The organism is Herbidospora galbida, from assembly GCF_005233835.1.
Classification (GTDB): Bacteria; Actinomycetota; Actinomycetes; order Streptosporangiales; family Streptosporangiaceae; genus Herbidospora; species Herbidospora galbida.
Window position 1 is genome coordinate 1 of the sequence record NZ_SZQA01000028.1, and the last position, 16396, is coordinate 16396.

6 protein-coding genes are annotated in these 16396 nt (G+C 72.8%); 2 read left to right on the forward strand and 4 right to left on the reverse strand.

All coding sequences use genetic code 11. The features are described from left to right. The coding region (locus FDA94_RS25720; protein ID WP_137249652.1) for an acylneuraminate cytidylyltransferase at positions 1-1141 on the reverse strand (1141 nt) is incomplete at its 3' end. A gap of 356 nt (positions 1142-1497) precedes the next feature. Here FDA94_RS25720 and FDA94_RS25725 point away from each other — a divergent pair. After that, positions 1498-2343: an alpha/beta hydrolase gene (locus tag FDA94_RS25725; protein WP_170991123.1), complete on the forward strand. Its 846-nt coding sequence runs from the start codon at positions 1498-1500 to the stop codon at positions 2341-2343. Positions 2344-2375: 32 nt separating this feature from the next. Here FDA94_RS25725 and FDA94_RS25730 read toward each other — a convergent pair whose 3' ends face one another. Beyond that, positions 2376-3860: a condensation domain-containing protein gene (locus FDA94_RS25730; protein WP_137249654.1), complete on the reverse strand. Its 1485-nt coding sequence runs from the start codon at positions 3858-3860 to the stop codon at positions 2376-2378. After that, positions 3857-9655, reverse strand: a complete 5799-nt coding sequence (locus FDA94_RS25735) for a non-ribosomal peptide synthetase (RefSeq protein WP_170991124.1) — start codon at positions 9653-9655, stop codon at positions 3857-3859. The genes FDA94_RS25730 and FDA94_RS25735 overlap by 4 nt, the downstream gene beginning before the upstream one ends. A 207-nt stretch (positions 9656-9862) precedes the next feature. Between FDA94_RS25735 and FDA94_RS25740 the strand changes: the two genes are divergently transcribed. Then, positions 9863-15028, forward strand: a complete 5166-nt coding sequence (locus FDA94_RS25740; RefSeq protein ID WP_170991125.1) for a non-ribosomal peptide synthetase/MFS transporter — start codon at positions 9863-9865, stop codon at positions 15026-15028. Here the strand turns inward: FDA94_RS25740 and FDA94_RS25745 are convergent. Continuing rightward, on the reverse strand, positions 14973-16334 hold the full coding sequence (locus FDA94_RS25745) for a sensor histidine kinase (protein ID WP_137249657.1): 1362 nt from the start codon (positions 16332-16334) through the stop codon (positions 14973-14975). The genes FDA94_RS25740 and FDA94_RS25745 overlap by 56 nt on opposite strands. Between the last annotated feature and the right edge of the window lie 62 nt (positions 16335-16396).

The following is a 16396-nucleotide window of genomic DNA, read 5'->3' on the forward strand; positions in this document are numbered from 1 at the left end:
CGGCGGGCGCGGCGGGCCGGGCGGCGAGCACCCGGTCGGCCAGCTCGCGGACGGCGCCGGCGCCGCCGCCGTGGGTCAGCACGACCCGGGCGGCCCTGCGCACCTCGGCGTGGGCCTCGGGGACGGTGACCGGCCAGCCGACCAGCGCCATGCAGCCGAGGTCGTTGACGTCGTTGCCGACGTAGGCGACCCGCTCGGGGTCGAGGCCCTCGATGGCCAGCCAGTCGGCCAGCGCGTTCTGCTTGGCCGACAGGCCCTGCAGCACCGGCACGCCGAGCTTGCGGGCGCGGGCGGCCACGACCGGGTTCTGCTCGGTCGACAGGACCAGCACCTTGACGCCGGAGCGCAGCAGCAGTGAGACGCCCATGCCGTCGGCGCGGGAGACCGCGACCATCTCGCGGCCCTCGGAGTCGACGAACGCGCGGTCGTCGGTGTGGACGCCGTCGAAGTCGGTCACCACGGCGTCGACGTCGATCGGCAGCGGCGCGTCGACCACGTGGGCCAGCGCGCGCACGATCTCGAGGTCTTCGGGGGTGTCGATCTCGTGGGCGGTCACGCTCTTGACCGGCTGCACGGCGACGGTGCCGAAGAAGCGGTGCCCGGCCTCCAGGAAGCCCTGGGCGCGCATGGCGTAGAAGGCGCCGGTCTCGCGGAAGTGGGGCTCCCGGTCCTGGCGGCGCGGGCGGGTAGCGGGGTCGTGGTTGACGCCCTCGCCGCCCTCCGTCCAGATGAACTCGTAGGTCTCAAGACCGGAGAACACGACGTCGGCCTCGCCGGACAGCACCTTGGCGACCGCGGCGTCGACGTCGGCCGGGTCGATGAACGCGCTGGTGCACTGGACGAGCAGGACGACCTCGGGGGTCTCCTCGAGCGACGCCAGGGCGTGCAGGACGGCCGACTCGCTCGACGCGGTCGAACCCGCGATGTCGGCGGGACGGTCGACGACCTGGGCGCCGGCGGCCTCGGCGGCGGCGGCGATCCCCCGGTGGTCGGTGCTCACGACCACGGTGTCGACGGACTCGGCACGGACGAGCGCGCTGACGGCCCGGGAGACCAGGGGGATTCCTCCGACCCGCTCCAGGTTCTTCAGCGGGACTCCCACCGAACCACCGCGGGCGGGGACAACGGCCAGGACTCGCACGGGTCAACTCCTCAAAGGGCGGTAACCCCCCAGGGATGGGGGTCCCAGGAAACCTAGTCACGAGTGTGACCTGAATGGGGTTGCTGAGCTTAACGGCTATGGACGTACATGTTAACTTTCCGTGCCGTTGGCATCACTTTGATCTCCGTGACCGCGCTGACCAGCCGCTATTTCCCGGCGTTTCAGGGGGTATCGAGGCATGGGATACGTCGTTTACCCATAAATCTTGACCCCTACCCAAATGATCAAAATTTAGATAGAAGTCACATATGAGACGTATTTTGCTGGCGGTGAGTTTACCTCTGGTTCTCCTTGCCGCCGGATGCTCCGACGCCCCTCAGGAAAGGCAGGCCCCGTTGACGACCGCCCTCACCCCCCGCGTCACCGAGACGGTCGCGCTGGACGACCGCCAGGACGCCCTGACGATCGCCTCGGCCGCGCTCGGCCGCGACGCGCAGGTGCGGGTGCTCAAACCGGCGGGCTGGACGAAGGGCTCGACCGGCTGGCCGGTCCTCTACCTGCTGCACGGCTGCTGCGAGCCGACCGGCGACACGTGGCTGACCAAGGGCGACGCGGCGAGGGTGACCGAGAACCTGAAGGCGGTCGTGGTCGTCCCGGAGGGCGGCACCGACGGCTGGTACGCCGACTGGCTCGACGGCCCCGCATGGGAGACCTTCCACATGAAGGAGGTCCGCCCCCTGGTCGAGGACCTCTACGGCGTGGGAGACCGCCGCGCCATCGCGGGCCTGTCGATGGGCGGCCACGGCGCGATGGGCTACGCCGCCCGCAACCCGGGCGTCTTCGAGGCGGTGGCGTCCTTCTCCGGGGTGCTCGACATCAGAATGGACGTCCCGGGCTTCTCCTCCTTCCTGAGAGACAACGGCGCCGAGCCCGACCAGTTGTGGGGCCCGCTGCCCGAGCGCGAGGACAACTGGCGCGCCCACAACCCCGCCGACCTGGCGTCCAGACTGACGGGCCTGCGCCTCTACGTCTCATCGGGCAACGGAGAGCCGGGCGAACTCGACGAGGGCACCGGCACCGACTTCGGCGAGCAGTCCATCCTCCGCCAGAACCAGCGCTTCCTCCGCGCCGCCAGACTCGCCGGCCTCACGGTCGAGACCGACCTCTACGGCGACGGCCACCACGACTGGCCCTATTGGACCCGCGCCCTGGAAAGAGTCCTCCCGACCCTCCTGCCCTGATCTCGCGGTCGATTTCGGGAAATGATCGCGCCTCAGCGGCCCGACCCTTCGCCTCCCGCCAGGACGTAATGGCGGGGGGCGATCGCGGCCATTCGGCCGGGCAGGCGACGGAGGCATTCCGTGTGCAATTCCGCCGGGGTCATCGGCGTTTCCGCGTGGCAGACGAGATCGGAATCCACCGACGCGGGAAAACCGCAGGCGTCCGTCACGAGCCTGGTCACTTCCGGTAGTGAGACCCATTGTCCGTCGGTGAAGATCCAGGAATCGTCGCGGTCAACCGGTACAATTCCTGAAATTTCGGAAATGTCGCAGGCATTTCCGTTCCCGGCCGCGATCAATAGCTTGGCGATGCCTTCGCCCAGCAGAAGCGCGTCGTCGCGGGGCAGCACGCGGGGGTCGGCCCACAGGGTCAGGTCGAGCTCGCCGTGCAGGCGGTGCACCCACAGCGCCGTCCGGCACGGCAGCGTCGCCTCCGGGAGCCACACCGCACGCACCTCGTCGCCGGTCGTCGCCGGCCGGCCGGTGCGGCCTGCGGCGCTCATGTCGTTGAAGACCAGGTCGCGGGCGAAGAAGACGCCGCGGTCCCGCTGCACCCGCTCCATGATCGCGATCAGCGCGTCCGCGTCGAAGCGGCTGTTCTGGTACGCCCCCAGCGCCGCCCCCCGCACCCCCGCGAGCACCTCCTCGAAGGAGGCCGACACGGGCACCGGGACCAGGGCGTCCTGGGCCAGCGGCCCGACGTAGGAGCGCAGGTCGGGGCGGAAGCGGTTGGCCGAGATCGACAGCACCGCCGTCAGCGGCAGCCCGCCGCGCAGCCCGGCCAGCGCCGCGTAGGCGGCCAGGACGGCGGCCGAGCCGCTGACCCCCGTCCGCGCGGAGATGCGGGCCAGCGCGCGGGCCGCGCCCGCCGACCGCACCCGCAGGCGGGGCAGCCGCCACTCGTGCCCGGTGTCGTCGACCGAGACGGCCAGCGTCGAGCGGGGCACCCGCGACAGCGCGCCGTCCCAGTAGCGCAGCGCCGCCTCGGCCCGCTTGCGCCCCGCCGGTGAGGTCTCGGCCAGCGCGACGTCGACGGGCTGGGGCGCGGTGACGGGGTCGAGCGGCTTGCCGACGACGATGTCGTCCCAGTCGGCCAGCAGCACGGCGAGCCCGGCCGCGTCGGCGGCGCTGTGGGTGGTCACCAGCGTCACCTGGTCGCCCGACACCCCCACCCGCAGCGGCAGCTCGTTCTCCAGGTCGAAGCGCACCGTGTGGTCGGCCTCGGCGCCGAGCGCGACGACGCCCGAGCCGTGCACCCGCTGCACGTCGCCGTGGAAGGTGGTGCGCAGCGACTCGTGCCGCGCCACCAGCGTGCGCACCGCCCCGGCCACCGCCTCGGGGGTGACGCCGGCCGGGAGGGCGCGTACCACCCGGTAGTTCATGTGCTCCGGCGGGTCGGTGCGCACGCAGCGCACCATGTTGGCCTGGCCCATCGTGAGCGGGCCCTCGCGGGCGGGCAGCCCGGAGAACGCGGTCACTGCGGCGTCCCGTGGACGAGCGCGGCGGCCTCCTCGTCGGAGAGCTCGTCGAGCTCGGCGACGATCATCTCCTCCAGCACCGCGGCCAGCTTCTCCACCGTGGGGGAGTCGAAGATGACCCTGATCGGCACCTCGATCCCGGTGATGGCCTTGATCCGGGCCAGCGCGCGGGCCGCCAGCAGCGAGTGCCCGCCGATGGCGAAGAAGTCGTCCAGCGCGCCGACCCCGGTGAGACCGAGGACCGAGTCGTACACCTCGGCGACGAGGGCCTCGGCGTCGCCGCGCGGTGGGACGTGCCCGAGCGAGGCGCCCGCGTCGGGCGCCGGCAGGGCCCGTTTGTCGACCTTCCCGTGGGTGGTCAGCGGCAGCGCGTCCAGCCACATCCAGACCGAGGGGACCATGTACGCCGGCAGCGCGTCCCCCGCCCATTCGGTGAGGTCGGTCCGGGTCCCGGCGACATAGGCGACCAGCCGGTCGGCGTCGGCGACGACCACGGCCCCGGTGACCGCCGGATGCGCGGTCAGCCGCAGCTCGACCTCGGCCGGTTCGATCCGGTGGCCGCGCACCTTGACCTGGTCGTCGACCCGCCCGAGGAACTCCAGCCGCCCGTCGGCCAGGAACCGGGCCCGGTCGCCGGTCAGGTAGAGCCGCCCCTGCGGGGTGGGCTGGAAGCGCTCGGCGGTCAGCGCGGGCCGGTTGAGGTAGCCGTCGGCCAGCCCCGGGCCGCCCAGGCAGAGCTCGCCCGGCATCCCCGGCGGCACCGGCCGCCCGTGGGCGTCGAGCACCAGCGCGACCGTGCCCCCGACGGGCCGCCCGATCGACGGGCGCTCCTCGCCGGTGACGTCGCCCGCGGTCGCGATGACGGTGCCCTCGGTCGGCCCGTAGGTGTTCACCAGGCGTACCGAATCACCGAACCGCGCCCGCCAGCGGGCCACGGCCGCCCCGCTCAGCTCCTCGCCGCCGAGGACGACCAGCCGCAGCCCCGGAGGCAGCTCGACGTCGAGGGTGACCAGCTCGTGGAAGTACGCCGTCGGCAGGTCGAGCACCGTCACGTCGCGCCCGCGCGGCGAGGCCAGGAACGCCGGCAGCGTCAGCGGCCCGCCGGGCAGCAATTCGAGGGTGGCCCCGGCCGCCAGGGCCGGATAGATCTCCTCGGCGTGGGTGTCGAACGAGTAGGCCGCGAACTGCACGACGTGGTCGTCGGGCGTCAGCTCGTACGCCTCCCGCATCCACGCCACCCGCGTGGCCAGCGCCCGGTGCCCGACCACGACGCCCTTCGGCGTCCCGGTCGAGCCGGAGGTGAACAGGACGTAGGCGGCGTCCTCGTAGCCGCCGCCGGCGGCCTCCGCGCGCAGGAACGCCTTGCGCGCCTCGGGCAGCTCCGGGTCGACGGGCAGGTAGGCGGCGCCCGAGGCCCAGGCGCCCAGGAGCGCCCCGATGCCCTCGGGGGTCCGGTCGAGCCCGACCTCCCGGATCGTGCGCCCGTTCTCGTGGACGGCGATCGGCAGCTCCCCGTAGGTGACGGTGCGCCCGTCGGTCCGGATGGCCACCGCATCGGGCCGTTCGGCGATCTGCCGGGCGATCATCGCGGGGACCCGTTCGGGGTCGGGGAGCGCCGGGCCGTGCCCGGCCTCGTCGAGGAAGGCCAGGTCGGCGTCGGTCAGCAGCGGCAGCTCCGACAGCCGCCGGGCGGGGTCGGCGACGACGCCGCGCAGCAGCGTCTCCAGCCGGGCGGCCAGGCCCTCGGCGGTGGCGGCGTCGTACAGGAGGGTGTCGTATTCGAGCTGGACGTGCAGGCCCTCGGCGTCCTGCCAGGCCTCCAGCAGCAGGTCGAACTTGGCCTGGGCGTGCCCGCTCGGCAGGTCGGTCACGGTCAGGCCGGTGAACGGGCGCGGCACCCGGCCGGTCTCGTGGGTGTGCAGGATCGCCATCGTCTGGAAGACCGGCGTCCGGGTCAGGTCGCGCTCCAGCCGCAGCTCGGTGACCAGCTTCTCGAACGGGACGCCGCGGTGCTGGAAGGCGTCCAGGACGGTGGCGCGGGTCGACCGCAGCAGGTCGGTGAACAGCGGGTCGCCCGACAGGTCGCCGCGCAGCACCAGGATGTCGGTCAGGTAGCCGATCACCGATTCGAGGGCGACGGTGTCGCGCCCGGCGTTGGAGGTGCCGACGAGGATGTCGGTCCGCCCGGTGTGCCGCGCCAGCGTGGTCTGGTAGGCGGCCAGCAGGGCCATGAACAGCGTCACCCGGTTGTCGCGGGCCAGCGCGACCAGCCGCTCGGTCTCGGCGAGCCCGATGCGGAAGGCGACCGTCGCGCCCGGCCCGGCGTTGCCGGTGCGGGGCCGGTCGGGTTGCAGGTCGAGCGGGGTCGGCGAAGCCAGCTGCCGCCGCCAGTAGTCGACCGCCGCGTCGGCGTCGCGGGCCCGCTGCCAGACCGCGACGTCGCCGAACTGGAGCGGCACCGGCGGCAGGTCGACGCCGGAGTAGGCGTCGGCGAGCTCGTCGAGCAGGATGTTCAGCGACACCCCGTCGCCGGTGATGTGGTGGGCGACCAGGCAGAGCACGTGCGCGCCTGGCACCTCGGCCACGGTGACCCTGATCGCCGGTCCGGCGGTGAGGTCGAACGGCGTGTTGACCCGGTCGGCGACCGGCTGGGCTGCGTCGTCGGCGGTGATCCACTCGATGACCGGGGTGGTGTCGAGGATCTCGACGACGGGCTCGCCGTCGACCGCCGGGAAGCTCGTGCGGAGGATCTCGTGCCGCCGGGCGACCGTGGTCAGGGCGTCCTGCAGCCGGACGCGGTCGAGGTCGCCCTCCAGCCGCCGGACCATCCACATGTTGAACCCGGCGTCGGTGTCGGGGTGGAGCCGGTTGAGGAACCAGAGGCGCTCCTGACCGGCCGACAGCGGCGGCGTCGTCCCGGCCGGGCGCGGCCTCGGCACGTGGTCGACCGGCGGGCGGGCCGCGTCGACCTGGGCGGCCAGCCCGGCGACCGTCGGGTGCAGGAACACCGTGCTCACCGGGAGCCGGACCGGCAGCCGCGCGATCACCCGGGTGGCCAGCAGCGAGTGCCCGCCCAGGGCGAAGAAGTCGTCGTCGCCGCCCGGCAGCCCGGTCCGCAGCACGTCGGCGTACACCTTGGCGACCAGCCGCTCGGTCGGCGTCGTCAGCGGGCGCGCCGCCGCCGGGGCCGCCGCCACCTTCGGCAGCGCCTTCCGGTCGACCTTCCCGTTGGGGGTCAGCGGCAGCGCGTCGAGCACGACGACCCGGCTCGGCACCATGTACGCCGGCAGCACCCGCCGCGTCTCGTCGCGCACGTTCGCGGCGTCGCCGGTGACGAACGCGACGATCGTGTCGTCCTGGACGGCGCACACCGCCTGGCCGACCCCGTCGATCGACTCCAGCACGGTCTCGATCTCGCCGAGCTCGATCCGGTGCCCCCGGAGCTTGACCTGGTTGTCGGTCCGGCCGAGGAACTCCAGGGTCCCGTCGCCGAGCATCCTGACCAGGTCGCCGGTCCGGTAGAACCGGTCGGGCGTGAACCGCTCGGCGGTCAGCTCCGGCCGGTCGTGGTAGCCCCGGGCCACCCCGAGCCCGCCGATGCGCAGCTCGCCGGGCACCCCGATGGGGGCCAGGTCGCCGTGGGGCGCCACGACGCGGACGACCGTGCCCGGCGTCGGGTGGCCGATGCTGATCGCCTCGGCGTCGCGCGGGACGTCCCAGGTGGTCGAGTAGATGGTCGTCTCGGTGGGTCCGTAGCCGTTGATCAGCCGCCGGGTGCGGGCGGTCAGCTCCCTGGCGAGCTTGGGCGGCAGGGGCTCCCCGGCGGTGATCGCGGTGACCGGCGGCCAGTCGGCGGTGAGCAGCACCCGCCAGCCCGACGGCGTCGCCTGCACGTGGGTGACCCCGTGGTCGCGGATCAGGTCGGCGACGACCTGGGCGTCGCGGGCGTCGTCGGCGAACACCACCCGCCCGCCGGTGATCAGCGGCAGGAACAGCTCGACGGCCGAGATGTCGAACGCGGTGCTGGTGAGCGCCAGCCAGACGTCGTCGGGCGTCGACCCGACGACGTCCCGCATGCCGAGCAGCAGGTTCGCCAGCGCCGGGTGCGGGACGACCACGCCCTTCGGCCGCCCGGTTGACCCGGAGGTGTAGAGAATGTAAGCGGCCTCGTCAGAGGAGGTCGGGGCGAAGTCGGCCTCGGGGACGACGAGGTCCTCGTCGCGCAGCACGACCTCCGCGCCTGAATCTTTCAGAATGTATTCAACGCGCGCCTGCGGATAGGCCGGGTCGACCGGCAGGTAGGCCGCCCCCGCGAAGTGGGCCGCGAGCATCGCGACGATCGTCTGCACGCCCCGCGAGGTCCTGATCGCGACCAGCCGCGCCGGCGGCAGCGACGCGGCGACCGACGACGCCCAGCGGAGCAGTTCGTCGTAGGTGACGTCGTCGACGGCGAGCGCGTCGGGGGTGCGCCGGGCCTGTTCGACGAACAGCGAGGTCCAGGTGGCCACGTCATAACCGGGCGCACCGTGGCCCTGCTCGGTCAGCCAGGCCCGCTCGTCGTCGGGCAGCAGGTTCACGGCGTCGAGCGGCCGGTCGGGGTCGTCGAGGAGGGCGGCCAGCAGGGTGGCGAACCGGGCGGCCAGGTTCCGGGCGGTGGCCTCGGTGAACAGCTCGGTGGCGTAGATCAGCGAGCCGGTGATCGTGCCGTCGGGGTGCGGCCACAGGTCGAGCGAGAGGTCGCAGCGGGCGCCGGTCCAGCCGCTCGGGAACGACTCGGCGTCGAGGCCGGGGAGCGGGCTCGACACCGTCTCGGCGGTGTAGCTGTGCAGGGCGAACATGGTCTGGTAGACCGGCGTGCGGCTCAGGTCGCGGGGGAGCCCGAGCTCGGCGATGACGCGCTCCAGCGGCACGTCGGCGTGGGACATGGCCTCGATCAGCGTCCGCCGGGTCGCCCTGACCGCCTCGGCGAACGTGCCGGCCGGGGCTAATCGGAGCGGGAGCATGTTGGTCAGGTGGCCGATGACCTGCTCCAGGCCGAGGTCGTCGCGGCGGGAGACCGGGGTGCCGACGCAGAAGTCGTCCTGGCCCGAGTGCCGCGACAGGAACACCGCGAAGGCGGTCAGGTAGAGCATGAACGGGGTGGCCCGCATGCGCCGCGCCGTCTCGGCGGCCCGTGCGGCGGTGGCCGCGTCGATGTCCACGATCACCTCGGCGCCCGCGCCGCCGCGCCGCGCCGGGCGCGGCAGGTCGGTCGGCAGGTCGAGCACCGGCACCCCCTGGAGCCGCTCCACCCACCAGCCCGTGTGCGCCGCCTCGGGCGCGTGGACCTGCGGTTTCAGTGGTGGGAGCGCTCCAGTTCCGCCGTACGCGTCGGCCAGCTCGCGGGCCAGCACCGCCACCGACAGGCCGTCGGCGATGATGTGGTGCAGCGCGATGGCGAGCACGTGGTCGTCGGGGGCCAGTTCGATCAGCACGACCTTGATCGGGGGCTGTGACAGGTCCATGGGCGCGTTCGACAGCTCGCGCACCACCTCCCGCGCCTCGTCCGCGTCGGCCGCCCTGACCTGGACGATCGGCACCGGGCCCGGGGGCAGCACCTCGGCCGCGGCGGTGGGGAAGCGGGTGCGCAGGTTCTCCTGCCGGGTGGCCGCGGTCTCGAACGCGCGGGCCAGCCTCGGGACGTCGAGGGGGCCGCGCAACCGGTAGGCGTGGCAGGTCGTGTAGGACGGGTCTGCGGGGTCGAGCTGGTGCAGGAACCACAGGCGTTCCTGCCCGGGGGAGAGCGCGCGAGCCAAGGGGAGAACCGCCAAACATAAACTGGAAAGTTTGCTTACAGTTAGCGAGGTCGGCGTCAGTGAACCACGCGGACAGAGGGGCCGACAAGCCCTCGTTTCAGTCATTGTGTGCACGTGGCGGCCGTGCGAAACTGACGATCTCCACCTAACTGTAAAGACTATTTACAGTAAAGGAAATTGACAGACCGTCGTCGGGAGAGACGTTTCGTGAGCACACTGTCGGCCGACAAGAAGGCCCTCCTCGCCCAGCGGTTACGTCGCCGTGAGGAGACCCGGGCGATCCCACCGCGCGACCCGGCCGCGCCCCTCGTGCTCTCCCCGGCCCAGGAACGCCTCTGGTTCCTGGAGCAGTACCGGCCCGGCACTACGACCTACACCGTGCCGCTGACGATCCGCCTCGGGGGCGAGCTCGACGACGCGGTGCTCGAATCGGCCTTCCACCAGGTCGCGGCGCGGCACGAGGTGTTCCGCACCCGGTTCGCCGCCGACGACGAGGGCGTCCCGGTGGTGACGCTGCGGCCCGAGGCTGGGGCCGAGTTCCGGCTGGCCGAGGCGGCCACCGACGACGAGGCCAGGCAGATCGTCGAGACCGCCCTGAAGCGCCCGTTCGACCTGGAGCACGGCCCGGTGCTGCGCGCCCTGGTGGTCCGGCTCGCGCCGGACGACCGGATCCTGCTGCTGTCGGCCCACCACCTGGTCACCGACGGCTGGTCGCACGACATCGTGCTGTCGGAGCTGCTCGCGCTGGCCCGGGGCGACGCGCTGAAGCCGCCGCCGCCGGTCGCCTACGCCGACTACGCCGTCTGGCAGCGCGACCGCGACCACACCCGCGACATCGCCCACTGGCGCGAGCGGCTGAGCGGCGTCCCGGTGCTCGACCTGCCCACCGACCGGCCGCGCCCGCCCGAGATGGGCCACGCGGGGGCCGTGCACGAGATCCCGGTGGACGTCGTGGTCGCCGGCGACGGGGCCGTGACGCCGTACATGGTCCTGCTGGCGAGCTTCCAGGTGCTGCTGGGCCGCTACACGGGCCAGGACGACTTCGCCGTCGCCTCCCCGAGCGCCGGCCGGAGCGTGCCCGAACTCGACGACATCGCCGGGATGTTCGTCAACACCCTGGCCATGCGCGCCGACCTGACCGGCGACCCGACCTTCACCGAGCTCGTGGCCCGCGTCCGCGACCGCGCCCTCGACGCCTACGCCCACCAGGAGCTCCCGTTCGACCGGCTGGTCCAGGAGCTGGAGGTCGAGCGCGACGTCTCCCGCTCGCCGATCGCCCAGGTGACGATGGCGCTGCAGAACTGGCGGCAGGGCCTCGACGGCCACGGCCTGACCCTGGCCCCGTTCCGGGTCGAGGCCGGGGTGAGCCGCTTCGACCTGTCGCTCTACCTGTACGAGCGCCCCGGCGGCTACTGGGCCCAGTTCGCGTACAACACCGACCTGTTCGACCGGCCGACGGTCGAGCGCTTCGCGGAGCACTTCGCGGCCCTGCTGGCCCAGGTCGTCGCCGACCCCGACCGGCCGATCTCCTCCTACGCCCTCCCGGCCGGGGAGGTGCTCGCCTTCTCCGACGGCGGCCCCGTCGAGCGGGCGGGCACGCTCCTCCACGAGGTGGTGCGCGGCCCGGCCGGCCGGGTGGCCGTCCGCTGCGACGGCGTCGACCTGACCTACGGCGACCTGGCGGACCGTTCCGACGCGCTGGCCGCCCGATTACGCGACCTGGGCGCCGGACGCGACACCCGGATCGCCGTCTGCCTGGAGCAGTCGGCCGAGATCGCGGTCGCCATCCTGGGCGTCCTGAAGGCGGGCGCCGCCTATGTGCCGCTTGACCCGGCGCAACCCGACGACCGCCTCGCCTACCTCGTGGACGACGCCGGCATCGCCGTCGCCGTCACCCGGCGCGACCTGCCCGGCGTCACGCACCACGTCACCCCGGACGAACGCGGCGTCTCTCCGCTGCCGGAGGTCTCCGACACCGACCTCGCGTACGTCATCTACACCTCCGGCACCACCGGCCGCCCCAAGGGCGTGGCCGTCCAGCACCGGCAGATCCTCACCTATCTCTCGGGCGTCCGCGAGCGCCTGGACCCGAAGGACGGCGGCTCCTACGCCCTCCTCCAGTCGCTGAGCTTCGACTTCGGCATCACCGTCTTCTACCTGTCGCTGATGACCGGCGGCACGCTGACCCTGCTCAACCCGCGCCTGCCCGCCGAGGAACTCGCGGTGACCCTCCGGGACAGCGACTACCTGAAGATCACCCCGTCGCACCTGGCCTCGCTGCTGCCGGAGGCCGACGTCCTGCCGAGGGAACTGCTGCTGCTCGGCGGCGAGGCCTCCCCGGCCGAGTGGGCCGCGGGCCTGCGCCGGCCGGGCCTGCGCGTGGTCAACCACTACGGCCCCACCGAGGCCACGGTCGGCGTCACCACCCACGACGTCCGCGACGACGAGACGGGCCTGCTGCCGATCGGCCGCCCGCTGCCCGGCGCGCGCGTCCACGTCCTCGACCCGGCCGGGAACCCCTGCCCGGTCGGCGTCCCGGGCGAGGTCCACCTCGGCGGCGACCGGCTGGCGCGCGGCTACCTGAACCGGCCCGCGCTGACCGCCGAGAAGTTCGTCCCCGACCCGTTCGGCGCGCCGGGCGCCCGCATGTACCGCACCGGCGACCTCGGCCGCTGGCTGCCCTCCGGCGAACTCCAGTTCCTCGGCCGCCGCGACCTCCAGGTGAAGGTCCGCGGCTACCGGGTGGAGCTCGCCGAGATAGAGATCGTCCTGGCCGACCGCGAGGGAGTCGGCCAGGCCGTGGTGGAACTCCGCGACGACCGCCTCGTCGCCTACCTGGTCGGCGAGCCGCGCGACCTGCGCGCCGAACTGGCCGACCTGCTGCCCGACTACATGATCCCGTCGCGGTACGTCTGGCTCGACGCCCTCCCGCTCAAGTCCCACGGCAAGGTCGACCGCGCGGCCCTGCCCGACCCCGGCACCGACCGTCAGGCCGAGTCGGCGTACGTCCCCCCGGCGAACGCGTTGGAGCAGGCCATCGCCGACGTGTGGGCCGCCGTCCTGAACGTCGACCGGGTGGGCACGGAAGACGACTTCTTCGCCCTGGGCGGCCACTCGCTGCTGGCCGCCCAGGTCGTGGCCAAGCTCCGCCGCGTCACCGAGCGCCCGGTGACGATCATGGACATCTTCAGGTACCGCACGGTCAGGGCGCTCGCCGCGCGCACGGACGACGGCCCCCGCCGCCTGCTGCACCGCCTCACCCCGCCCAGGCGCACGACCACGAACCTGGTCTGCGTCCCGTACGGCGGCGGCAGCGCCGCGATCTACCAGCCGCTCGCCGACGCCCTCCCCGAGCACGTCGCCCTCTACTCCGTGGCCGTCCCCGGCCAGGAGTGGGGCCTCGACGAGGAGGCGCGGCCGATCCCCGAGGTCGCCGACGAGTGCGCCAAGGAGATCCTGGACCGCGTCCCCGGGCCGATCGCCCTCTACGGCCACTGCGGCCTGGGCGTCATGCTCGCCGTCGAGATCACCCGACGTCTGGAGGCCGCCGGGCGCGAGGTCGAGGTCCTGCACCTCGGCGGCGTCTTCCCGTTCTCCCGCCCGAGCTCGGTCGTCGGGCGGATCCGCACCGCCGCCGAGAAACTGCGGTCGGACCGGATGTGGGCCAACGGCCTCATCGCCGCCGGTCTCGACGTCGAGGAGCTCGACGACGACCAGCTCAGGGCCATCATCAAGAACCGCCGCGAGGGCACCCGCGAGGCCGAGGCGTACTTCACCGAGCTCTGGTCGGAGACGGGCGGCCCGGTCATCAACGCCCCGATCGTCGCCGTCGTCGGCGAACGCGACCCGGCCACCGAGTTCTACCAGGAACGCTTCCGCGAATGGCTGCGGCTGGCCCCGGCCAGCTCGTGCGTCGTGCTCGACGAGGCCGGGCACTTCTTCCTCAAGCACCGCGCCGAGGAGCTCGCCGAGATCGTCACCACCCGCGAGAAGGTGCCCCGCACCCCCGAACGCACCTGGTGGACCCAGGCGACCTCCGACGAACCGGTCACCGACGAGGGCCCGAAGCCGAGTATGAAACGGTTCGGCGCGGTCGCCGCCGGGCAGCTCGTCTCGATCATCGGCTCGGCCCTGACCGAGTTCGCAGTGCCGCTGTGGATCTACGTCACCACCGGCTCACTGGTCAACTTCGCGCTGTTCTCGGTCGTCGGCCTGCTCCCCGGCATGCTGGTCGCCCCGCTCGCGGGCGTGATCGTCGACCGGTACGACCGCCGCAGGGTCATGCTCGCCGGGGACGTCGGGGCCTGGTCGACCCAGCTCGCGCTGGGCGTGCTGCTGTGGACGGGGAACCTGGAGATCTGGGCGATCTATCCGCTGCTGGCGATCCTGTCGGTCGCGCTGACCTTCCAGCGGCTCGCCTACGGCGCGTCGATCCCGCAGCTGGTGCCCAAACGGCTGCTCGGGCACGCCAACGGCGTCGTCCAGATGGTCACCGGATCGGCCCAGCTCATCGTGCCGCTGATCGCCGCCGGCCTGATGGCCACCATCGGGCTGGAGGGCATCCTCGTCATCGACGTCGCCAGCTACACCTTCGCGATCGTCTCGGTGCTGCTGGTGAAGTTCCCCCGCACGATGGGGCTGCGCCGCCGCGAGACCATCTGGGCCGAGATGGTGGGCGGCTTCCGCTACACGTGGTTCAACCGGAACTTCCGCGCCATGCTGCTGTTCTTCGCCGGCCTGAACGTCTTCCTGTCGCCGCTGTTCCTGCTGCTCAGCCCGCTCGTGCTGGCCTTCGGCGGCAACACCCTCGACGACGTCGGCCGGGTCGCCTTCGCCGGCGGCGTCGGCGTGCTGCTCGGCGGGCTCGCGGTGGCGCTGTGGGGCGGCCCGCGCCGGCACCGCATGCGCGGCATGCTGCTGGCCACCCTCGGTCTCGCGGTCTTCTGCGCCGTCACCGGGCTCCAGCAGAACCTCGTGACGATCGCGGTCGGCGCGTTCGGCATGTCGCTCGCGCTGACCGTCGTCAACGGCGTCTACGCCACGATCGTCCAGGTCAAGGTGCCGCAGCGGTTCCACGGCCGGGTCATCGCGCTGAACACCCTGATCGCCTGGTCGACCCTGCCGCTGGCCTTCGGCGTGGTCGCGCCGTTCGGCTCGGAGCTGATGGAGAACCTCGTCGACGGCCCGAAGGGCGCCGGCATCGGGCTCCTGTACGTCGTCTTCGCCGCCGCCATCGCCCTGATCGCCCTCGTGGCGCTCCGGGTGCCGAGGCTGGCCCGGTTCGACGCCGACGTGCCCGACGCCCCGCCGGACGACCTCATCGGTCTTCAGGCGGTGGCGGACCGGCGAGAGGCAGCCGCATCACGAAGCTGACGCCGTTGGGCACCGGCTCGACGGTGACCGTGCCGAGGTGGGCCTCGACCACCTCGCGGGCGATCGCCAGGCCGAGGCCCGTGCCGCCGCGCATCCGGCTGCGGGCCGTGTCGAGCCGGGTGAACCGCTCGAAGATCCGCTCGCGGTCGGCCTCGGGGATGCCCTCGCCGTCGTTCTGCACCGTCAGCACGGCCTCGTCGCCGTCGGCGGCGAGGCTGACGGTGACCTCGCTGGCGGCGTGCCGGTCGGCGTTGTCGAGCAGCTCGCCGAAGGCCCGCGCGAGCTGCGGCTCGATCGCCTCGACGACCACCCCCGGCTCCAGCCGCAGCTTGCGCGGCATCCGCTCGGAGCTGGGTTTGAGCCGGGCCCCGACCAGCCCGGCCAGGTCGACCCGCTCCTTGACGTTCGCCTCGGCCGAGCCCACCCGCGCCAGGAACAGCAGGTCGGTGCAGATCGCCTCCAGCCGGTCGGTGTCGCGCAGCGCCGCCTCGATCGCCTCGGGCATGTCCTCGACGTGCAGGCGGCCGCTCTCCAGCTGGGCCCGGATGCCGGCGATGGGGGTGCGCAGCTCGTGGGAGGCGTCGGCGGCGAACTGGCGCTGCTGCTCCACCGCCCGCTGCATGCGGCCCAGGGTGGCGTTGGCGGTCCGCGCCAGCCGGGCGATCTCGTCGTCGCCGGCCGGGACCGGCACCCGCCGGGTGAGGTCGCGGGCGGTGATCTCGGCCAGCTCGTTGGTGATGTCCTCGACCGGGTGGAGGGCCCGGCCGGTGATCCGCCAGGCCAGCCAGCCGACCAGCGCCGTCAGCAGCGCCACCTGCACCGCGATCGCCAGGGCCAGGCTGCGGGTGGTGAGGAAGCTGGGGGCCTCGCGGGCGGCGTACACGACCTCGCTGTTGGGGTCGGTGGTGGCTCTTATTCCGACACCGTAGACGCAGTTCTTGTCGGGCAGCATGCACGAGGTGAAGCGGATGATCCGGTTGTCGGGGGCCGGCCAGACGGCCGTGACCGGGGGCAGGTCGCGGGCCGGGTTGCTCGACTCGATCACCCGGCCGCCGGGGGCCACCACCTGCACGTAGCTGATCCCGTCGCGGATCGGGATGGGGGAGGGCACCAGGCCCGTGCGGATCTGCGCCGACACCTGCGAGGCGACGTTCTGGCTCGCCTCGAAGATGTTGTCGATCACCAGCCTGCGGGTGATCAGGTTGCCGCCGACGCCGACCGGGATGAGGATCAGCAGCGCGATGGCCACCGCGACGAGCGTGAGGCGCGCGCGTATCGAGCGGGTCCGCAGCCAGGGGAGGGACATCCCTTGAGGCTACTCACCGTGATCTCATCGCGCCGCCCCGACAACACCAAAGGTAGGCCAAG

What these genes read in the sequence shown, in the direction of transcription:
- FDA94_RS25745 (WP_137249657.1), bottom strand. Translation starts at nt 16,334, where the DNA reads ATGTCCCTCCCCTGGCTGCGGACCCGCTCGATACGCGCGCGCCTCACG.